The sequence below is a fragment of the Catellatospora sp. NPDC049609 genome, from assembly GCF_040675365.1.
Lineage (GTDB): Bacteria > Actinomycetota > Actinomycetes > Mycobacteriales > Micromonosporaceae > Catellatospora.
This window is the reverse complement of sequence record NZ_JBFAOU010000011.1, coordinates 64,058-83,470: the sequence shown is the minus strand read 5'-3', so window position 1 is coordinate 83,470 and position 19,413 is coordinate 64,058. Positions and strand designations below refer to the sequence as shown.

Here is a 19,413-nt window from a genome sequence, read left to right as displayed (position 1 = left end):
CGGACGCGACCGGGCAGCTTCATCGGTCGGGCCCTTTCCGTGTGGGACGGGTGCGGTGAGAGTCGGTGGGAGCCGTTCAGCCCTTCAGCGCGCCGGAGGTGAATCCGCGTACGTAGCTGCGCTGCATGAAGGCGAACAGCAGCAGGCAGGGCACGGCCATGAAGACCACCCCCGCCTCCAGTGCGGCGTAGTCGATGGAGCCGTGGCTGGCGGTGCGCATGTTGACCACGGCCAGGGTGGTGGTGAAGGTGTCGGTCGAGTTCAGCAGGATCAGCGGGGCGAAGAACTCGCTCCACGAGGTCAGGAACGCGAACAGCCCGACGGTGACCAGTCCCGGCCTGACCGCCGGCAGCATGATCCGGGTCAGCGTGGAGACGCTGCTGCACCCGTCGACCTGCGCCGACTCCTCCAGCTCGCGCGGCACGGCCTCGAACGAGTTGCGCATCATGAAGATCGAGAACGGCAGCTGGAACATGATCAGCACGAGGCTGAGGCCGACCAGGCTGTCCTGCAGGCCGATCCAGCCGAGCAGCACGTACAGCGCGATCAGGATCGTCGCGTACGGCACCATCAGGATCGCCAGGGTCAGCAGGAACAGCACGTCGCGGCCGGGGAAGCGGAACCTGCCGAACGCGTAGCCCCCGAGGGTGGCCACCAGCAGCGTGCCGCCGACGGTGAGCGCGCTGACGGTGAGGCTGTTCAGCACGTGGTGCGGCCGGATGCCGTTGTCGGAGGTGAACAGCCGGTCGTAGTTCTCCAGCCCGAAGCCGGTGCCGGTGCGCAGCGACGCCCAGCCGCTCCACAGCAGCGGCGACAGGAACAGGATCGCCAGCGCGGTGCCGGTGACGTAGTAGCTCCACCGGCTCATTGCGGATGACCTGGTCATGGTGCCTCTCCTAGGAGCGCCGGCGCAGCACGCCGAGCTGGATGACGTTGAAGACGACGAGCACGGCCAGCAGGGCCACCGAGATCGCGGCGGCGGAGCCGAGGTCGAGCCGGATGAACGCCTCGCGGTAGATCACCATCACCAGCGAGGTGGTGCTGTTGTCCGGCCCGCCCCGGGTGAGGATCCAGAACTGGTCGAACGCCAGCAGCGAGCCGGTGATCATCATGGTGAGCACCAGCGCGATGGTCGGGCGCATCAGCGGCAGGGTGACCCGGCGGAAGGTCTGCCAGCGGCTCGCGCCGTCGATGCGGGCCGCCTCGTACACCTCCAGCGGGATCGCCTGCAGCCCGGTGAGCAGGATCAGCATGTTGAACCCGGCGAAGCGCCACAGCACCAGCACGATCGCCGAGGCGAGCGCGGTGCCGGAGCTGCCGGAGGTCCACGAGACGTAGCCGTCGATGACACCGAGCGCGCGCAGCAGGTCGCTGACCGGGCCGATCTCGTCGGACAGCAGGCCGAGGAACAGCAGCGAGGCGCTGGCGAAGCCGACGGCCATGGGCAGCAGGAACGCCGTGCGGAAGAACCCGACCCCGCGGCGGCGCTGCTGCACCAGCAGGGCCAGCCCGAACGCGACGGCGAACAGCAGCACCGTCATCAGCACCGTGTACTTGACGGTGAACCAGACCGCCGAGCTGACCAGCTCGTTGTCGCCGATGCGGGTGTAGTTGGCCGGGGCGTTCATGGTCGGCGCACCCAGCAGCGGCCAGCGGTGCAGCGACATCCAGCCGACCAGCACCAGCGGCACCAGGAAGAACAGGCCGACCATGACGGCGGTGGGCAGCGCGTAGAGCGCGCCGAGCAGGGCCCGGCCGCGGGCGGCGCTGCGCTGGATCCGCCGGGGCGCCGGGCCGGCGTCGCGCGGGGCGGGCAGCGGGCGGGCCGGTCCGCTGCGGGGCGGGGTGAGCGTCGACATCTGCTCGTCTCCGGGTCCGGTGAGGGGCCCGGCCACCGGTGGGAGGCGGCGGCCGGGCCGGAACGGTCAGCCTTGCTGGAGTGACTTGGTGATCGCGGTGTTGCCGTCGGACAGCGACTTGGCGGCGTCACCGAACAGCGCCCCGCGGACCGTCTGCAGCCAGGGGCTCTGCGGGTCGTTGAAGGACGCGTTGAAGTTCTTCGCGTACGGCGTGCGGCCCTTGGCGACCAGGCTGTTGATCAGCACGATGCGCGGGTCGGCCGAGGAGTACTTGTTCGACGCCAGGTCGGTGCGGATCGGCACGCCCTTGCCCTTGGCCACGACCTCGACCTGGGCCTCCTCGGACATGGTCCACAGCAGGAAGTCCCACGCCTGGGCGGCCTTGGTGCTGGTGGCGCCGATGCCGATGGCGTCGCCGCCGATGAAGGTGGAGTCGCCGCCGTCGGGACCGCTGATCGGGGCGACGCCCATCTTGACGCCCTTCTCCTCGATGAGGCCCAGCCACACCGACGGCCCGGGGGCGATGCCGATCTTGCCACTCTGCAGCGCGCCGAGCCAGGTCGGACCGGCCTCGTCCTTGGACGCCGGGGCGGCCACGCCCTCGTCGTACAGGGCGCGGTAGAGCGCGAAGACGTCGGCCATCTCCTTGGAGTCGACCTTGGCGGTCTCGCCCTTGGCGTCGAGCACGTCGCCGCCGGCGCCCCAGACCGAGGGCCAGAAGGTGAACTCGACGCAGCCGCCGCAGTTGCCGCCGAAGTAGGTGCCGTTGACGTCACCGCCCAGCTTGTCGATCTTGCGGGCGTGCTCGGCGAACTCCTTCAGCGACGTCGGGCCCTTCTCCGGGTCCAGCCCCGCCTTGGTGTAGAGATCCTTGTTGTAGAGCATCACCGACATGTCGACGGTGTGCGGGACGGCGTAGTTCTTGCCCTCCCAGGTGCCGGCGTTGAGGTGCCCGGGCGACACCTTGTCCTTCAGGCCGCTGGCCGCCAGGCGCTCGGTGACGTCGGTCCACAGGCCCTGCGAGGCGTACTGCGCCGCGAACACCACGTCCGCGCCGAACAGGTCCGGCAGCGCCTTCGCGCCCGCCGCCGAGGCCAGCTTCGCCGGGTACTCCTCGTTCGGGTAGGACGTGACGGTCACCTTGTTCTTGTGCGTGGCGTTGTACGCGTCGGCGTACGCCTTCGACACCGACTCGGTCGCGGCACGGGTCCACAGCGTCAGCTGCGCGCCGTCGTCGACACCCGCGGTGCCCGACGCGCCCGGACCCGCCGGCTCGTCACTGCCGCAGGCGGCGACGGCCGCGACCAGCAGGGCCGCCGCCGACACGGCCAGCGCCCGAAGCCCTCTAGATCTCACAATCTCTCCTTCCATCGGTATGCGGATGAGCAGTGGAGCGGATTGGTGCGGTGGTGGTTCGGTTGCGATGAGAGCGTCTGATGTTCGTTCATGCGATGGGCAGCCAGACCCGCATCGTGGACGGTCCACTGCGGGCCCAGCGGTGGTAGGGAACCAGCGGCACGTCCAGCGCGGTGCGCCGGCCGACCGGCCCCGCGTCGGCGTACGGCCAGGGCTGCTCGGGCAGCTCCTCGGTGAGGCCGCGCACCGTCACGCCGCCCTCGGCGGCCGGGTCGGTGCCGGCGTCGACCCGCAGCGCGTCCAGGTCCAGCGCGCCGCCGACGGACTCCGCGCAGAGCACCAGCGGGCCCTGCTCGACGGCGACGCAGCCGCGCACCGCGTCGATGCGCGGGTCCGGCCGGGTGAACCGGGGCCGCATCGGCAGCGCCAGCACGACCCGGTCGCCGACGGCGAAGTCGCGCCGGACCTGCACCCGCTCCCCCGTGGCCGGGTGCGGCTCGCCGTTGACGGTGACGCTCGCCCCGGCGGCCCACGACGGCAGCCGCAGCGCGAGCGTCCACGGGCCGGGCTCGGCCGCGAGGATCTCGATGCCGACCGTGCCGTCGTCGGGGTAGCCGGTGCGCATGCGCAGGCCCACCCGGCGTCCGTCGGCCAGCGTCGTGTCGATGTCGGCGTCGGCGAACTGGTGCACCCGCAGCCCGTCGGCGTCGACCGAGGCCACGTACGTCGACAGTGCCGCCAGCGTGCGGGCCGTGTTGGCCAGGCAGCAGGAGACCTCGAACCACGGCGCGCGCGGGCCGCCGCCGAAGCCGAGCTGCTCCACGTCGTCGGGCAGCACCGCGGTCAGCGACCGCTGGTGCAGCGTGTGGGCGTAGAAGAAGGAGCGGCCGTCGTCGCCGATCGCGGTGGCCACCACGTTGTAGAGGATGCGCTCGATGACGTCGGCGTAGCGCTCACGCCCGGTGGCCAGCATCAGCCGCCAGGCCACCATGATCGCCGCGATGCCCGCACAGGTCTCCGAGTACGCCCGGTCGGCCGGGAGCACGAAGTCGTCGCTGAACGCCTCGTCCTGGTGCCGCGAGCCCATGCCGCCGGTCAGGTAGGTGCGCCGGGCCAGCGTCCGGTCGAACTGCGCCGCCACCGTCTCCAGCAGCTCGTCGTCGCCGGTCTCGACGGCCACGTCGACCACGCCCGCGGCCAGGTAGAGCGCCCGAACAGCGTGCCCGCGCAGCACCTTCGCCTCGCGGACCGGGATGTCGTCGCTGAAGTAGCTCCAGCCGAACTCGTGCGGCGGCAGCGTGCGCCGCCCACGCCGGGCCACGAACAGCGCCGCCTGCTCCAGGTAGCGCTGCTCCCCCGTCACCCGGAACAGCTCGACCAGGCCCGGCTCGACCTCCGGGTGGCCGCAGACCGCGTCGCGCCCGGCCGGCCCGAACTCCTCGCACACGTGGTCGGCCGCGCGCCGGGCCACCGCCAGCAGGTCGTCGCTGCCGCCGGCCCGCGCCCGGGCCACCGCCGCCTGCAGCATGTGCCCGGTGCAGTAGAGCTCGTGGCCCCAGGCCAGGTCGCCGTAGCGGGGCCGCTGGCCGGGCCGCCCGTACGCGGTGTGCAGGTAGCCGTCGGGCGCCTGCGCCCCGGCGATCATCGCGACCAGCTCGGCGACCTCGCGCTCGCGGGCCGGGTCGGCCTGCCGCCCGGTCTCCCACGACATCGCCTCGACCAGCTTGTACACCTCGGAGTCGGAGAACTCCCGGCCGCGCCGCTCCGCGCTGCCCCGGCCAACCTCGGCGGTGAAGTTGCCCGTCCAGCCGAGCTTGTCCATCCACTCCCGACCGTGGTCGAGCGTGGCGCGCCCGTTCGTCTGCTGCCGCTGCGCCCAGAAGCCCCCCGTGATCCGAACCTCGCTCAGGCCCAGCGGTCGCAGGACTCCTCGCGACGGCACCACGGGCCGACCTCCGGTGAGGTCGGCGGTCCGCGCCGTCACCGTCATCTCCGCCTCCAACGTAAATCTCGTGACCGCGGTCACTTCGACGTTGGAGCCACTGTGGACGCCGAAAACCTTTTCGGCAAGATGGCCGCTCCATTACATCTCGATAACGTGGATCGCCTCTAGCCGTGGCAGGGCACGCGGCGTACAGTCCGACACGTTCTCGAAATTCGAGCGAAAGGCTTTCCGTGGGTAGGCGGCGATCGACGTCGGTGACCCTCACCGACGTGGCACGGCTGGCCGGCGTCTCCGTGGCCACCGCGTCCAAGGCGCTCAACGCGCGCGGCGAGGTCGCGCCCGACACCCGGCTGCGCGTCCTGCAAGCGGCGAACCAGCTCAGCTTCCAGCCCAACGTGCTGGCCCGCGGGCTGATCTCCGGGCGTACGCGCACCATCGGCCTGCTCACCGACGAGCTCGGCGGGCGCTTCTCCATCCCCATCCTGCTCGGCGCCGAAAACGCTCTCGGCAACGAGCAGATGTCCGTGCTGCTGTGCGACGCCCGCGGCGACGCCATCCGCCGCCAGCACTACATCCGCACCCTGCTCGCCCGCCAGGTCGACGGGTTCATCATCCTCGGCGACAGCAACGACCTGCGCCCGTCGCTCAGCCGCGACATCCCCGTGCCCGTCGTGTACGTGTACGGCCAGTCCACCGACTCCGGCGACCTGTCCGTGCTCGCCGACGACGAGGGCGGCGCCCGCCTGGCCATGGAGCACCTGGTCGGGCTGCGCCGGCGCCACATCGCCCACATCACCGGCCCGCAGAGCTACCGCGCCGCCCGCGACCGCGTCACCGGCCTGCAGGCCGTGCTCGCCGAGTCGGGGCTGTCGCTGGTCGGCGGCGAGCCGCTCTACGGCGAGTGGTCGCAGCGCTGGGGGCGGCACGCCGCCCGGATGCTCATCACCGCGCACCCGGAGATCGACGCGATCTTCTGCGGCAACGACCAGATCGCGGCCGGCGCCGCGCAGGCGTTGCAGGAGCACGGCTGCCGGGTGCCCGACGACGTGGCCGTGGTCGGCTACGACAACTGGGAGGAGATGGCCGCCGACTGCCGCCCGCCGCTGACCACCGTGGACCTGAACCTGGAGCAGCTCGGCGCGACCGCCGTCATGCACCTGTTCTCCGCCCTGGACGGCACCCCCAGCTCCGGCGTCATCCGCCAGCCCTGCCGCCTGGTCGTCCGCGAGTCCACCGGCCCGCTCCCCCAGCAGATGTGACGTCACGGTCGCCTATGGTGTCCCCTGTGACCCGGACCGAGCTGCTGCGCGACCTGCTGGCCAACGGCGCGGGCCATGACCGGCCACGGCTGGAAGGCCTGGCGGTCCAGCTCGGCCTGCCGCTGGCCGACGTGCTCGTGGTCGCGGGACACGCGGTGCCAGGGGAGCTGCTGCCACCGGAGCGCGACAGCGACGTCGTGGGCGAGTTCGTCTACCGCGTGACGTACTGCGGCCACCCGCAGCTCGCTGCCCTGACCGGGTTCCTGGCCGGCATGCCGGACGAGGGCGCGGCACCCGCATCCCGCCCCGCCCGCGACGTGTCGGATCCGAACCCGTTTCCTGCCGTGCTCGACGGACTCATGCGCAACCGGGGTCTGGGGCTGCGGGAGTTCCCGTTCGTCGGGCTGTCCATCAGCACCGTCCGCGGGCTGCTGGGTGGCGGCTGGCAGCAGCTGTTCCAGCTCCGGGCCATGGCCGGACCGCTGGGCTGGCGCCTGGCGGACCTGGCGGCACTCGCCGGTGAACCGATGCGGCCCCTGGAGCACCGCGCCCTGCTCTGCCACCATGTCGGAGAGGTGTTGCTGGCCGCGGTCCGCCGCACCACCCGCCAGCTGGTGCGCGCCGCCCGCGAGGCCGACGAGCTGAGCGCTCGGGCAGACTACGGCGGTTGGCGGCCGGTCTCCTACGGTGTGGACGACTGCCCCGACGGCTAGGGCCGCTCCCCATCGGAACGACATCCACGGCCCACACCCGCGTCACGCCTCACGACTTCCGCCTCGGTGTTCAGAGCGGTCGCAGGACCAGGGCAGAGCCGTCGTCGCCGATCGCGACCACGTCATCTCCAGCCCGTGCATCCGGGTCCACTCGCGTCGATCGCCGCATCGCCACACGCTCCTGTGCGGCCAGGATCTCGGACGGCACACCCCGGGTCAGCGCGTCGTCGACACCCGCTTCGACGCCGAGAACCATCTCCAGCTCGCCACCCGGCAGCGAGACGACACTACGCGTGCCGCGAACAGTCACATCGCCCGCCGACGCCTCCACCCGTGGAGCGCGGTGGCTGCGGGATCGTCTGTGGCCTGGGGCGCGAACAGGCCCAGATAGCGCATCAGACCCCAGTGTCGATGCACCTCGTACACATCTCGATCGACCAGTGGCGCGGTGGCGACGGCCAGCCGTTGCAGCACGTCAGCCACCCGTACGGTGACACCGGTGTCCAGCGCCGGCACTTCGGCCAACGTCTCGTCGTGCCCGACTTTCGCATTGACGGACGCCGCCAGTGCGGCCGTGCTACTCCCGGGAAGCTGAAGCCGTCGGTGCACGGTGTCGAGCGCCTGACCCAGATTCATCAGCTGTCCTCGTCTGTCCATGTCGGAGAAACGGGTGGCATCGTCGCACACGGCCAGCCCCGGCGGTCGCAGGCAGATTGTCGCGGCGTTTCGCCGCACTGGCTGCCGGCACACCCCGCCCACTAGAGCGACCGGCGCGATCCGCCACTTCAGTCAGCGCTCCGCAACCCGTAGCATTTCTGTTCATGATGGCATCGATGCTGGCCACTGTCGGCGCGCGGCGGCTGGGTATGGCGCTCGTCGCCGTCGTCACGGTCACCACCGGTGCCGCCACCATGTCGGCCTCCGCCGCCGCCCCGCTGACGGTCGCCGCCGCACTGTCCGCCCAGGACGGCCATTCGGCGGCGGTCACCGGCTTCATCGTCGGGCAGCCGACCGCCACCGACACGGTCATCAAGTCCGGGTTCACCGGCGACACCGCCATCGCCATCGCCGACACGGTCGCCGAGACCAGCACCTCACGGATGCTGTACGTGCAGGTCACGGCCGCCTACCGCAGCGCCTTCGGGTTGCGGACCAACCCCGGGCTGATGGGCCGCTCGGTGACCGTCACCGGGACGCTGACCGCGTACTTCTCGCACGGCGGGCTCAAGGACCCGACCGCGATGAGCCTCACCGGCACGCCGCCGTCGCCCTCGGCGAGCCCGACCGCGCCGGGCGGGCCGTACGACCCGACGTACTACGCGAGCGCGATCGGCAAGACCGGGACCGCGCTGCGCAGCGCGCTGCACGGCATCATCCGGGTGCAGCGGACGGTCAGCTACGCCCAGGTGTGGGACGCGCTGAAGCAGACCGACCAGGACCCGAACAACGCGAACAACGTCATCCTGCTCTACAGCGGACGCTCGCAAAGTAAGACGACCAACGGCGGCGGCGTCGACGACTGGAACCGCGAGCACGTCTGGGCCCAGTCGCACGGCGACTTCGGCACCTCGGCTGGTCCGGGCACCGACCTGCACCACCTGCGGCCGGAGGACGTGACGGTCAACGCCAACCGCGGCAACAAGGACTTCGACCTCGGCGGGTCGGCGGCGGCCGAGGCGCCCGGCAACTACACCGACGCCGACTCGTGGGAGCCGCGCAACGCGGTCAAGGGCGACGTCGCCCGCATGATCATGTACATGGCGATCCGGTACGAGGGCGGCGACGGCTGGCCCAACCTGGAGATGAACAACGTGACCGGCAACGGCTCGGTGCCGTACCTGGGCAAGCTGTCGGTGCTGCTGCAGTGGCACCAGCAGGACCCGCCGGACGCCTTCGAGAAGCGGCGCAACCAGGTCATCTTCGACAGCTGGCAGGGCAACCGCAACCCGTTCATCGACCATCCCGAGTGGGCAGCGGCGATCTGGGGCGGGTGAACGGCTTCACTCATCCCGCAGACGGCGACCGGCCGACCCGCCTCCCATCGGGGTGCGCCGGCGTTCACTAACATGGCACCGGTGCCGTCCAAAGTGAACCTCACCGCAACCCTGGCCCTGCTCGCCCTGGTCGCTGCCGGGTGCACCGGCAAGTCCGCGGACCCGGCCCCGGACCCGGCGCCGCTGCGCGACGCCAAGGACTGCCCCGCGCTCGCCAAGGCCTACGTGACGGCCGAGCGGGACACCATCACCAAGGCCCTCGACGCGGCCAAGAAGGACCCGGCCACGGTACGCCCGGACATGTCCGTCGACGCCGGGCTGGCCCGAGAGCTGGAGAACGCCGTCAAGCGGCTCGGCTGCAAGCCGGCGACGTGGGTCGAGCCGTTCTACGACACACTCGCCGAAGTGGCCCGCGAAGCCGGACACGACGTGCCGTCCGGGGCGTGGCGGCTGGTCTCCGCGCCCGTCGACAACACCCGCTTCAACTGGCACCTCGGCCGGGTCTACCTGTACTCGATGTACCCCGCCGGCGAGCTGACCCCGCGCGACGGCGCCTCGCCCGACTTCGCCTACCACGCCGAACGGCACGAGTACGTCGACAAGGCCGGCGTGACCTGGCTGCTGTGGGAGGACGGGCTGGCCAAGTACCACCAGCCCGCGGAGTTCCAGGACGCGGCGGTCAAGCCGAACAAGAAGTTCACGGCCGTCGACGCGGCGGGCGGCTCGTTCGAGGCGGTCCTGATGCCCGACGGCGCCACGCCGACCCAGCCGGTGCCGCCGCCGTACCGGTACCAGACCGCCAACTGGCTCACCACCGGACCCCTGATCGGCACCTACAACTACACCGACTCGCACCCCGAGCACCGGTACTGGCAGGGCGCGGAGCACTTCGTCGACGACATGTACCTGCACCTCGCCGGCGGGGACGTCTACCCGGAGCCGCCCCGGGAGCGCTGGGTCGACCCCTACGGCGACTGGCGCACGTTCGTGCAGCGGTTCGAGCGCGTGAAGTGGGCGGTCGCCGGGGGCGGCAAGGTGACCCGCCAGCCGGACGGCAGCCTCACCGTCGCCGCCGACGGCGCGCAGCCGTTCACCGTGGACAAGGATCTCTTCGCGCTGGTGCAGGAGTGGCTGGACGCCACCGGCCAGAAGGTGGAGGGCGCCGAGCGGGAGGACCCGGTCGCGGCGTTCAACCGGCTGCAGAAGTCGAAGATCGCGGCATGCGGGCCGAAGGTGACCGAGCAGTGGTGCCTGGCCGTCAAGCGGGACACCGGCGGCGAGGCCGTGCTGGGGCTGGCCAACGGGTTCCACTACTACACGTTCTACCGGATGCTGTTCGAGTCCGGGGCGTGGCGAATCGCCGCCGACTACGACGTGACGATCGGCGACTCCGCGCCGCTGCCCGACTGGCTGCCCGCGCTGCGGTGACCCGGATTGACTTCGCCGCAAGCCCGCCCTAGCGTCCGGGACCATGCGGCAAGCCGGTACTCCGAAAGCAGCCCGACGCCTGATCGCGGTGGCCGCCGTTGTGATCGTCCTGTCGGGCTGCGCCACAGCCGCCGAGCCGGGCGGCCAGGCCGCCGCGGTGCCGGCCGGGGAGAACGCCTCGGCCGTGCCGCCGACCGGGTCGCCCGCGACGGCCGCGCCGACCCCCACGGCCGCCCCGAGTGTCAGCACCAAGCCGAGCGCGTCGAAGGCGGCCGCCCCGAGCCGCTTCACGACGCTGAAGCCCGGGTCGAAGCTGCCTTCGGGCAGCCAGTGCGCGGCCTGGGTGCGCGCCCGCCCGAAGAAGGAGAGCAAGGGCGTCAACCGCACGGCCAACCGGACCACCGGCCACCGGGTCGACCCGGCCGCCTTCGGCGACGGCGCGGCGCTGGCCCGGCGCATCGACGGGCAGTTCACCGGCACCACCGAGGAGATCCTGCGCTGGGCCGCCTGCAAGTGGGGCGTCGACGAGGACATCGTCAAGGCGCAGGCCGCGATCGAGAGCTGGTGGCGCCAGCCCACCCTCGGCGACTTCGACACCGACGCCGCCGCCTGCCCGCCGGGGCACGGTCTCGGCGTGGACGGGCAGGCGGGCAAGTGCCCGCAGAGCCACGGCATCCTGCAGAACCGGTACCCGTACATGAAGAGCGCGTTCCCCGGTGCGATGCGGTCCACCGCGATGAGCGCGGACCTGGCGTACGCCGTCTGGCGCAGCTGCTTCGAGGGCAGGGAGACGTGGCTCAACACGGTCGAACGCGGCCGGCAGTACGCGGCAGGCGACGCGTGGGGCTGCGTGGGCCGCTGGTTCTCCGGCCGCTGGCACACCGCCCCGGGCGAGCAGTACGTCGGCCGGGTCCGGGACTACCTGACCAAGCGCATCTGGGAGACCCGCGACTTCCAGCAGCCCTGACCCGGCCGCGGTGTCCTCAGCCGACGTGGACGGGCTCCGGCACGACCGGCGCGTCCGCGAACCGGGCCGCGCGCACCACGGGCACGGCGATGAGCAGCGCGGCGGCCATCCCGGCGAGGACCACCGTGCTCATCGCCACCGCGTCCGCCCCGAGCACGCCGACCATCGGCGCCGCCACCGCCCCGACCCCGAACTGCACCGCGCCCAGCAGGGCCGCGGCCGTGCCCGCCGCCTCGCCGTGGCGGGACATCGCGAGCGCGGGCGCGTTGGGCAGCGCGAGCCCTCCGGCGGCGAGGACCGCCCACAGGCCCGCCAGCAGCGCGGGCAACCCGCCGAGCCCGGTGGCCGCGAACCCCACCAGCAGCACCCCGGCCGCGGTGCCGCCCGCGAGCGCGCCGACCAGGATCCGCTGCGGGGTGTAGCGCCGCAGCAGCTGGACGTTGAGCTGGGTCGCGCCGATCAGCCCGGCCGCGCCCGCGCCGAACGCGACGGCGAACTGCTGCTCGTCCAGCCCGTACTGTCCCTGCATCACGAACGAGGAACCGGCGACGTAGGCGAACAGCGCCGCCATGGCTAGGCCGGCGACCAGCACCAGCCCGACGAACGTGCGGTCGCGCAGCAGCTCGCCGTACGTCCGCAGCGTGCCGGCCGCCCCGCCGGAGCGCCGCCGCTCCACGGGCAGGGTCTCGCGCAGGCCGAACATGGCCACTAGGGTCAGCACGATCCCGAACGCGGCCAGCACGACGAACACGCCCCGCCACTGCGTCCAGCGCAGCACCGCCCCGCCCAGCGTCGGCGCGAGCACCGGCGCCGCGCCCATGACGAGCATCAGCCGGGAGAAGAGGCGGGCGAACTCCGAGCCGCTGAACAGGTCGCGCACGACGGCCATGGCCACCACGGAGGACGCGGCGACGCCCAAGCCCTGCAGCACGCGCAGCGCGCTGAGCGTCGCGACGTCGGGCGCCACCACGCACAGGGCCGAGGCGATGACGTGCAGGGCGAGCCCGTAGATCAGCGGTCGGCGCCGCCCGTACGCGTCGGAGAGCGGGCCGATCAGGAGCTGGCCCAGCCCGAGGCCTGCCAGGGTGCCGGTGAGCGTGAGCTGCACCGCCGTGGAGGTGGTGCTCATCGCGTCGGTGATGGCGGGCAGCGCCGGCAGGTACATGTCGATGGTCAGCGGGCCGATGGCGATGAGCGAGCCGAGCACGAGCACCAGCCGCAGCCGTTGCGCGCCGGTCATCAGGTCGCCGGGCGCGGTCGGGGTTGCGGCGAAAGTCGAGGTCACGCCTGTCATCAAATCCCCCGACCATCGGATGATTTCCACGGGCGCCGGTAGGTGGTGCAGATCACAGCATGCTCACGCAGACCGAAAGGCATCTCCGAGGCACCCAGCCCACCGGAACCGGCGCGGGCCGATGGGCGCGGAACCGCTCCATACCTCGGGACCGCTGGTAAGATTGTGTAGATTTATCACTATTTCCGCACCCCGCCGAGCAGGGTCTCCATCGCCGCTCGGCACGAAAGCCGTGATAGCCGATGAGGACGATGCTCAGGGCGGGAGACGGCCGGCGTGCGCGCAGCCGTGGTTTCGCATGGTCCGCAGCCTGTGTCGCCGTTCTGGTCGCCGGCTGCCCGCTCGCCGCCGTGCCGCAGTCACCGGCATCCGGCCGCGCCATGGCCCCGTGGCGGAGCGCAGCGCGCTGCCACCCATCGACCAGGCCTCGCTCCGGGCCGCGGTGGAAGCCGCCACCAAGGAGATGATGGTGCCCGGGGCAGTGGTCCTGATCCGCACACCAGAGGGGACGCACCAGGCGATCGTCGGAACCACCGACATCGGGGCGCGGACACCACCGGCGCTCGACACCCACTTCCGGATCGCCTCGAACACCAAGACGATGACCGCGGCGCTGATCACGCTGCTCGCCCAGGACGGCAGGCTGAAGTTCAGCGACCCGGTGTCCGCCTACGTGCCGGACGTGCCCAACGGCGAGAACATCACCATCGCCGACCTGCTGAAGATGCGCAGCGGGCTGTACGGCTACACCAACGCGCCCGAACTCGCCTCCGCCATGGATGCCGACCTGGGGCGGGTCTGGACGCCGCAGGAGATGCTCGCCATCGCGTTCCAGCGGCCGCCGAACTTCGCGCCGGACGCGGACTACGAGTACAGCAACACCAACTACGCCCTGCTCGGCCTGGCCGCGGAGGAGGCGGGCGGGCGGCCGCTCAAGGCACAGTTCGAGGACCGGCTGTTCGGTCCGCTCGGGCTGGCGCAGACGTCGCTGCCCGCGGCGACCGACGTGTCGCTGCCCGCGCCCTACGCGCACGGCTACATGTACGGCGGCAGCGCCTATGCCCTGGTCGACAAGCCGTACCCGGCGGACGTGCAGGCCGCGGCGCGGGCCGGCACGCTGCGGCCGATCGACTACACCCACCAGAACCCGTCGTACGCCACCGCGGCCGGTGGTGCGATCTCGACCGCGGCCGACCTGGCCACCTGGATCAAGGCGCTGGTGACGGGCAAGGTCCTGAACGCCGTGTTCCAGCGGCAGTGGCGGGACAGCCCGCAGGTCGAGGACCCGGCCAGACCCGACGGGCAGAAGTACGGGTACGGCATCTCCTACCAGCGGTTCGCCCCGAACGCCGCGATGTACTACCACGGCGGCGAGCTGCCGGGCTTCAACTCATTCATGGGGCACGACGTGCACAACGACGTGACGCTGGTGATCTGGACGAACCTGACCGTGGCGCCGGACGGGCGGACCACGGCCCAGGCACTGCTGCCCACGGTGCTGGACCAGATCTACGGGCTGTCGCTGGCGCCGCAGCCGCAGCCGGCGCCGTCGCCGTCGCCGACCCCGACCGGCTGAGCCGGTCCCCACCGGCGAGCCTGCGCCCACTCCGTTCGGCCATCGACATTGGCCTATCCGAATGAGTTCGATCGAGAATTCTTCATCCAGATAGGCCAACGTCCATGCAAGACGGGGTGGGGGCGTTCATTCACGCCGATCGGCCGATCGGGCGGGTCGACGCGGGTGGGCTCCCGCATACGGTGAAGCCTGCGGTCGGCGGGCGAGCGGAGGAGAGCACACCGTGACCATGCGAGCCCGGTCGCGCCGTCTCGGTGCCTGGTGGCGGGAGGCAGGCAGCGCCGCCCAGCTCGGCGCGGTCGTGGGCCTGCTCACGGCGGTGCTGGGCGCGGTCTGCGCCGGGGCGCAGCTGCTCGGCGGCGGCGACCCGCCCGCACCCGCGGCCTCCGCGCCGGCGACACCGAGGCTGGAGTACGCGGTGACGTTGCCCGCCCTGAAGAACCACTGCACGTCGTCGTGGATCGTGCCGCGCGACGTCGCCGACGGGACACCGTTCGACCCGCGCGAGGTGCCCGCCGACGGCGTGCTGGGCAGCGGCAGCGCGATCGAGTTCGTGGTGCAGGAGACCACCGGGCGCACGGTGGTCCTGCACGGGCTGCGGGCGGAGGTGCGCAGCCGCGGACCCGCCGCGCCCGGCACCCGGCTGACCCACGGCGGCTGCGGCGGCACGCTGCAGCAGGCACTGCTGGGGATCGACCTCGCCGCGCGGGTGGGCGAGGCCGTGCCGCGCGACCCCACGGCCCCTGCGCCCTTCCCGTGGACGGTGGCCGAGCACGACCCGGCGGCGTACTCGGTGAAGATCGACGGCACCGGGCAGGTGGAGTTCGTGCTGGTCCTCGACTGGTCGTGGGGCGGGCAGCGGGAACAGACCGTCATCGACGACAAGGGGCGGCCGTTCCTGGTCAGCTCGGCCGAGCAGGCGAAGGACATGTGCAGCTTCCAGCAGACGTGGCAAGCGGGCAGGTGCGAATGAGGCGCGCCGCCCTGGCGCTGCTGCTCGCGCTGACCGGCTGCGCCGCCGACCCCGTCCCCGTGGTCCCGGCACCGTCCGCGCCGTCGTCGGCCGCCTCGCCCGCGTCGATATTCCCCCGCTGGCGGGCGCTCGGCGCCGCGGGCCTGCCCACCGGCACCGGCGCGTTCGAACCGGAACGGGTGGCCGCCGGGCGGCACGGCTTCGCGATGCTGTCCACTGACGAGTACGGCCGCCAAGGCCTGTTCTTCTCCGCCGACGGCACCGCCTGGACCCGCACCGTCAGCGCGTTCGACCGGCAGGCACGCGACCTCGCCACCGACGGGCGAGACGTGTACCTGCTCGTCCACGACACCTACGCCACCGAGGCGACAGTGTGGACCCTGCGCTCGGGCGGCGGGTGGGAAGACGCGGAGACGCTGCGTTCGCGGCTCGGACCCGTCGAGAGCCCGGGATCCTGGGCCGTCACCGCCGGACCGCGTGGTGTCGTCGTGGCCCACGTTCGCGACGGCCGGCGTGTCGTCGAGCTGTGGGCGTCCACCGGCGGCGGATTCGAGCGCACCGAGGCGGCCACCGTGGACCTGCACGCCGAGCAGCGCCCGTACAACCTCCTCAGCCTGCAACTGCTGCCCACCGCGGCCGGGCCGGTGGCGGTGTACGACCGGTACGGGTCGCTGTACGCGGCCACCGCCGGCGAGCTGCCCGCTGCGGTGCCGCAGGCGCTGCCACCGAACGCCAACGTGAGCCGCGTCGCGGTCAACGGCTCGCACTGGGTGGTCGACGGCTGGCTGTACGAACCGCTGCGGCCCGGCGATCCCGGATACCTGGCCGACGATCCCACCGGCGAGAACGACCGCTTCCGGCCCGCCACCTGGTGCAGCGACGGATCCGGCGGCGTCGCCACCGCCCGAGTGGACGGCGGGCGGCTACCCGACCTCGGCGTCTCCGGCGCGCACGAGGCGGCGTCGGTGCGGCCGTACCGGACCGGTTTCCTGATGGTGGGCTCCACCGGCAATGCCACCAACCAGACGACGACGCCCGGTGTGTGGTGGTCGCCGGACGGCTGCGCCTGGCACAAGGACCAGGTGCGCGCCAACGGCTTCGACGCCGCCGAGCGCTTCACTGACGTCGCCACCACCGGCGAGAGCACACTGCTCGCAGGCGGGTTGCGCGACGCCGAGGGTCCGCAGACGAGACTGTGGCTGGGCTCAGGCCTGCAGTAGAGCAATCCCTGCTAGCGCTGGGCTTCGCCATCGGGTAGTCGGTCACACCACTGCCGCGGAGATGTCCAACGCCCAGCCGGTCGCAACGCCGCTTGTCACCGGCCAGGTCCCGGCCCCGCACACCCGTCGCCGACACCGTACGGCCCTGTACGGATCTGTATGGGAATGCCGCCACGCCTCGACCTCATCGCGCATGGACGCCGATTGTCGACCCCGGTGCCGAACATCCCCGCAGTTCGTCCGGCACCACCGAGCAGCCGGAGCACCGGCTGCCGTGGCGATGCGGCATCGGCCGCATCCGCGACCGAGGAGGAAGCTCATGAAAGCCGGCCTGCGCGGTGCACCCGCGCGCATCCTCACACTCCTGACCATGCTGCTGGCGGGCGTCGCGGTCGCCCCGGCCCCGGCCTCGGCGTGGGCGTGGGACCCCAAGGTGACCCTGAACGGCAAGATCGGCTGCAACTACGCGACCACCAACACGGTCACCTGGGCCTGGATCGAGGGCAGCAACGGGGAGAGCGGCTGGGCGACGCTCAGCGGCAGCGGCATGACCCGCCCATACTTCTTCGACTTCTATCACGTGCCCACCTCGACGATGACGGTCACCGTGAAGTGGGGCTGCTCGACCGACGGCGAGCACAAAACCTCATTCGGGCTGAACAGGCCGAGCACGGGCAAGACCGCCACGAGGAACATCTGCTACTGGACGCCGTGCCTGCTGTAACCAGACGGAACACCTGGTACAAGTGCCCCTGTCCTGAACGACCGACCCGTGCGGGACGGGCGGTGTCCGCGGCAGGGGCATTCTGGCGTGCTACCGCTGCGTGAACGCGGGCGTCGAGCCGAGCCGGGTCGCTGCGCTTCGTTCGTGACTGCCGCCCCGTGAGCGCGATCCCTGTGGTGACGGCAACGTGAGCGCACTTCGCCGGTGACGACCGCTAATCCATCATGGATTGTCGGTCAAGAAGATCAGCGCGGCAACGGGTTGCCGTCAGGCGGTGCGGCGGTCGATGAGGTTGGCGACGGGGTGACGCGGCGTTGCAGGCGGGCGGAGTCGGCGCGCTCAGCGGCGGTCTGGGCGCGGGTGAGCAGCGGTTCGGCCTGGGCAGGTGTGCCGAGTTCGATGGCGCAGCGGGCGGCCATGACGTCGGCCTCGGCACGGTTGAGCCAGTAGACCCACTCGGGTTCGCGGATGTCGGCGGAGCGCTGCTCGTAGGCGTCGTCTACGGCGTCGAGGGCACCGCGGGTGGTGTCGGCGTCGCGCAGCCGGGCGGCGGCCCAGGAATAGCGTTCCAGCAGCAGCGCCCGCACTATCGGCGTCGCCCCGGTCGCGCCTTTGACGGCGGAGCGGGCGATCAGCAGCGCGTCGTCGCGGCGGCCGACGTTGGCGATCTGGTAGCTCAGACACGACAGCAGCTGCGCGCCGAGCACCCGATCCCCGGTGACCTCAGCGGCGCTGACGCCGGACAGGTAGAGCTGTTTGGCCTTGAGATATTGCCCGGCGTCGCTGGCGACCCAGCCGGCCAGCTGAGCCAGCTCCCCCACCGCCGTGAACAGCCTGCGGCCGACGGCGTCACCGTAGGCGGCGTCGCGGGCAAGCGCGGTGGCCGCGTCCAGTTCCTTGGTGATCACGGGCAGCAAGCGGCTACTGCTGACCGTGTCGTCGAGGTGCCGCAGCGCCACGACCCGCGTTTTCAGCGCTTCGACCAGGCTGGTGCCGATGTGCCGCCCGGCGCGCAGGTGCGCAGCGGCGGACGTGTCGGCGATCAGCCATTCGTGGGTGATCCGCACCGGGTCCAGGGCGGTGCCGATCGTGACGCCGAGGACCTGCTCGTAGCGCTCGATCACCTCCACGGTGACCGTGCGGCGGCCGGTCTCGACCAGCCCGAGGTAAGGCTTGCTGAAGTGGGTCAGCGCCGCCATCCGGGCGAGGCTGTAGCCCGCTGCTTCACGTGCCGCACGCAATCTCGACGACTGGTTGATGTCGTCTATAGACGGTGGAAGACCCGGATCTGGTTCCACGCCGGTTCCTCTCCGCTGATCCTGGATTCGGCCCAGCGGGAACGCGCTTGAGATGTCCGGACCTGGCTGGTGCCACGGGGAAGACCAGGAGTCGGGGATCGCACCCTCCGACACCTCCCATGGCCTGGTCTTCCCCACCCTAACCGACGACCGCAGGGGGATGCGAGCCATGTCGATGCACGTGCCGATCCGCCCCGACTGGATCTGCGCGGCGTGCGGGCTGCCGTGGCCGTGCATGACCCGCAAGCGGCAGCTCGTCACCGAGTACCACGGCGCGTACGTGTCGATGATGCTGCACCTGTCCGGGTTCTTCATCGAGGCGTGCCAGGCCATGCCCGTAGTCGCGTCCGGGGTGCTGCACCGCAGGTTCCTCGGCTGGCGTTGTGAACTCCCCGCAGGAGTGGGATGGCAGAGCGCGCCTGCCGGGCACGCACGGCCCTGCCCGGCGAAGTGACCAGTGACCGCCGACGTCTCCCGTGCGACCTGGCCACGGGTGTCGCCGCGCCCGCACTGCCGAGTGCTGCGCTGCACGACAACCACGGCACGCCGATCCGCGCGCCGACGCAACCGCGCCCAAAGGGCGCAGCCCGCCCTTCTCCGCAGAAGGCCACGACGATTCCGTCGGCGGTCAAGCCTTCGCCCGGTCACGGTTGATCAGTCGTCTGGTCTCGGCGAGGGTCAGATCGATCATGTCGGCGCGGCTGCTGGCTGCCTGTTCGGTGATGGCGACGACGGTCAGCACCGCTAGGGCGATCATCGCCAGGAGCGTGAACCGGTGCCAGGCCATCCTCTGCACTGGTACTGATC

At 71.7% G+C, this 19,413-nt stretch carries 19 protein-coding genes; 10 read left to right on the top strand and 9 right to left on the bottom strand.

Translation table 11 applies throughout. The features are described 5' to 3' along the window. Positions 1–76 precede the first annotated feature (76 nt). The 4 genes from AB0J67_RS05540 to AB0J67_RS05525 all read right to left on the bottom strand — a co-directional run bounded on the left by AB0J67_RS05540 (position 77) and on the right by AB0J67_RS05525 (position 5,205). Positions 77–886 carry a carbohydrate ABC transporter permease gene (locus AB0J67_RS05540; RefSeq protein ID WP_363476555.1) on the bottom strand — a complete coding sequence of 270 codons (810 nt, stop codon included), beginning with the start codon at positions 884–886 and terminating at the stop codon, positions 77–79. Between the two features lie 10 nt (positions 887–896). Beyond that, a complete protein-coding gene (locus tag AB0J67_RS05535) occupies positions 897–1,859 on the bottom strand; it encodes a sugar ABC transporter permease (protein WP_363476553.1) in 963 nt (320 codons plus the stop codon). A 66-nt stretch (positions 1,860–1,925) separates the two neighbouring features. Next, a complete protein-coding gene (locus AB0J67_RS05530; protein WP_363476551.1) occupies positions 1,926–3,215 on the bottom strand; it encodes a sugar ABC transporter substrate-binding protein in 1,290 nt (429 codons plus the stop codon). 88 nt (positions 3,216–3,303) lie between these two features. Next, on the bottom strand, positions 3,304–5,205 hold the full coding sequence (locus tag AB0J67_RS05525; RefSeq protein WP_363476550.1) for a beta-L-arabinofuranosidase domain-containing protein: 1,902 nt from the start codon (positions 5,203–5,205) through the stop codon (positions 3,304–3,306). Between the two features lie 185 nt (positions 5,206–5,390). Between AB0J67_RS05525 and AB0J67_RS05520 the strand changes: the two genes are divergently transcribed. Together AB0J67_RS05520 and AB0J67_RS05515 are read left to right on the top strand one after the other, a co-directional pair. Next, the gene (locus AB0J67_RS05520; RefSeq protein WP_363476548.1) at positions 5,391–6,419 is read left to right on the top strand and encodes a LacI family DNA-binding transcriptional regulator; all 1,029 of its coding nucleotides are present in this window, start codon (positions 5,391–5,393) and stop codon (positions 6,417–6,419) included. Positions 6,420–6,445: 26 nt separating this feature from the next. Beyond that, positions 6,446–7,132, top strand: coding sequence for a hypothetical protein (locus AB0J67_RS05515; RefSeq protein WP_363476546.1), 687 nt, complete (start codon positions 6,446–6,448; stop codon positions 7,130–7,132). A gap of 70 nt (positions 7,133–7,202) precedes the next feature. Here AB0J67_RS05515 and AB0J67_RS05510 read toward each other — a convergent pair whose 3' ends face one another. Both AB0J67_RS05510 and AB0J67_RS05505 read right to left on the bottom strand, forming a co-directional pair. Then, positions 7,203–7,463, bottom strand: coding sequence for a hypothetical protein (locus tag AB0J67_RS05510; RefSeq protein ID WP_363476544.1), 261 nt, complete (start codon positions 7,461–7,463; stop codon positions 7,203–7,205). Beyond that, positions 7,439–7,768 carry a hypothetical protein gene (locus AB0J67_RS05505; RefSeq protein WP_363476543.1) on the bottom strand — a complete coding sequence of 110 codons (330 nt, stop codon included), beginning with the start codon at positions 7,766–7,768 and terminating at the stop codon, positions 7,439–7,441. Before AB0J67_RS05505 ends, AB0J67_RS05510 begins: the two co-directional genes overlap by 25 nt. A gap of 197 nt (positions 7,769–7,965) precedes the next feature. Between AB0J67_RS05505 and AB0J67_RS05500 the strand changes: the two genes are divergently transcribed. From AB0J67_RS05500 to AB0J67_RS05490, 3 genes are all read left to right on the top strand, one after another. Beyond that, the gene (locus AB0J67_RS05500; RefSeq protein ID WP_363476542.1) at positions 7,966–9,126 is read left to right on the top strand and encodes an endonuclease; all 1,161 of its coding nucleotides are present in this window, start codon (positions 7,966–7,968) and stop codon (positions 9,124–9,126) included. An 81-nt stretch (positions 9,127–9,207) separates the two neighbouring features. Next, entirely contained in the window at positions 9,208–10,554 is a 1,347-nt protein-coding gene (locus AB0J67_RS05495) for a hypothetical protein (RefSeq protein WP_363476540.1), read from the top strand. Between the two features lie 88 nt (positions 10,555–10,642). Next, the gene (locus AB0J67_RS05490) at positions 10,643–11,521 is read left to right on the top strand and encodes a hypothetical protein (protein WP_363476538.1); all 879 of its coding nucleotides are present in this window, start codon (positions 10,643–10,645) and stop codon (positions 11,519–11,521) included. A gap of 16 nt (positions 11,522–11,537) precedes the next feature. On the opposite strand, the gene AB0J67_RS05485 is transcribed toward AB0J67_RS05490, so the two are convergent. Further along, complete coding sequence (locus AB0J67_RS05485; RefSeq protein WP_363476537.1) at positions 11,538–12,815, bottom strand: multidrug effflux MFS transporter; 1,278 nt, start codon at positions 12,813–12,815, stop codon at positions 11,538–11,540. Positions 12,816–13,203: 388 nt separating this feature from the next. Between AB0J67_RS05485 and AB0J67_RS05480 the strand changes: the two genes are divergently transcribed. The 4 genes from AB0J67_RS05480 to AB0J67_RS05465 all read left to right on the top strand — a co-directional run bounded on the left by AB0J67_RS05480 (position 13,204) and on the right by AB0J67_RS05465 (position 17,308). Continuing rightward, the gene (locus AB0J67_RS05480; RefSeq protein ID WP_363476535.1) at positions 13,204–14,391 is read left to right on the top strand and encodes a serine hydrolase domain-containing protein; all 1,188 of its coding nucleotides are present in this window, start codon (positions 13,204–13,206) and stop codon (positions 14,389–14,391) included. A 223-nt stretch (positions 14,392–14,614) separates the two neighbouring features. Then, entirely contained in the window at positions 14,615–15,364 is a 750-nt protein-coding gene (locus AB0J67_RS05475; protein WP_363476533.1) for a hypothetical protein, read from the top strand. Beyond that, positions 15,361–16,584: a hypothetical protein gene (locus tag AB0J67_RS05470; RefSeq protein ID WP_363476531.1), complete on the top strand. Its 1,224-nt coding sequence runs from the start codon at positions 15,361–15,363 to the stop codon at positions 16,582–16,584. Before AB0J67_RS05475 ends, AB0J67_RS05470 begins: the two co-directional genes overlap by 4 nt. A 319-nt stretch (positions 16,585–16,903) precedes the next feature. Beyond that, positions 16,904–17,308, top strand: coding sequence for a hypothetical protein (locus AB0J67_RS05465; RefSeq protein ID WP_363476529.1), 405 nt, complete (start codon positions 16,904–16,906; stop codon positions 17,306–17,308). A 245-nt stretch (positions 17,309–17,553) separates the two neighbouring features. Here the strand turns inward: AB0J67_RS05465 and AB0J67_RS05460 are convergent, their stop codons facing one another. Beyond that, a complete protein-coding gene (locus AB0J67_RS05460) occupies positions 17,554–18,567 on the bottom strand; it encodes a helix-turn-helix transcriptional regulator (RefSeq protein WP_363476575.1) in 1,014 nt (337 codons plus the stop codon). A gap of 199 nt (positions 18,568–18,766) precedes the next feature. On the opposite strand from AB0J67_RS05460, the gene AB0J67_RS05455 reads away from it, so the two are divergent. Beyond that, positions 18,767–19,060 (top strand): flavin reductase, encoded by a 294-nt coding sequence (locus AB0J67_RS05455; RefSeq protein WP_363476528.1) that lies wholly within the window; start codon positions 18,767–18,769, stop codon positions 19,058–19,060. 174 nt (positions 19,061–19,234) lie between these two features. Here AB0J67_RS05455 and AB0J67_RS05450 read toward each other — a convergent pair whose 3' ends face one another. Continuing rightward, the gene (locus tag AB0J67_RS05450) at positions 19,235–19,363 is read right to left on the bottom strand and encodes a hypothetical protein (protein ID WP_363476526.1); all 129 of its coding nucleotides are present in this window, start codon (positions 19,361–19,363) and stop codon (positions 19,235–19,237) included. Between the last annotated feature and the right edge of the window lie 50 nt (positions 19,364–19,413).

Bases quoted from the DNA above. Each gene is read 5' to 3' on its own strand.
- AB0J67_RS05540 (WP_363476555.1), bottom strand. From the start codon at position 886: ATGACCAGGTCATCCGCAATGAGCCGGTGGAGCTACTACGTCACCGGC.
- AB0J67_RS05500 (WP_363476542.1), top strand. From the start codon at position 7,966: ATGCTGGCCACTGTCGGCGCGCGGCGGCTGGGTATGGCGCTCGTCGCC.
- AB0J67_RS05470 (WP_363476531.1), top strand. From the start codon at position 15,361: ATGAGGCGCGCCGCCCTGGCGCTGCTGCTCGCGCTGACCGGCTGCGCC.
- AB0J67_RS05465 (WP_363476529.1), top strand. From the start codon at position 16,904: ATGAAAGCCGGCCTGCGCGGTGCACCCGCGCGCATCCTCACACTCCTG.
- AB0J67_RS05450 (WP_363476526.1), bottom strand. From the start codon at position 19,363: ATGATCGCCCTAGCGGTGCTGACCGTCGTCGCCATCACCGAACAGGCA.
- AB0J67_RS05535 (WP_363476553.1), bottom strand. From the start codon at position 1,859: ATGTCGACGCTCACCCCGCCCCGCAGCGGACCGGCCCGCCCGCTGCCC.
- AB0J67_RS05505 (WP_363476543.1), bottom strand. From the start codon at position 7,768: ATGAATCTGGGTCAGGCGCTCGACACCGTGCACCGACGGCTTCAGCTT.
- AB0J67_RS05525 (WP_363476550.1), bottom strand. From the start codon at position 5,205: ATGACGGTGACGGCGCGGACCGCCGACCTCACCGGAGGTCGGCCCGTG.
- AB0J67_RS05485 (WP_363476537.1), bottom strand. From the start codon at position 12,815: ATGACAGGCGTGACCTCGACTTTCGCCGCAACCCCGACCGCGCCCGGC.
- AB0J67_RS05455 (WP_363476528.1), top strand. From the start codon at position 18,767: ATGCGAGCCATGTCGATGCACGTGCCGATCCGCCCCGACTGGATCTGC.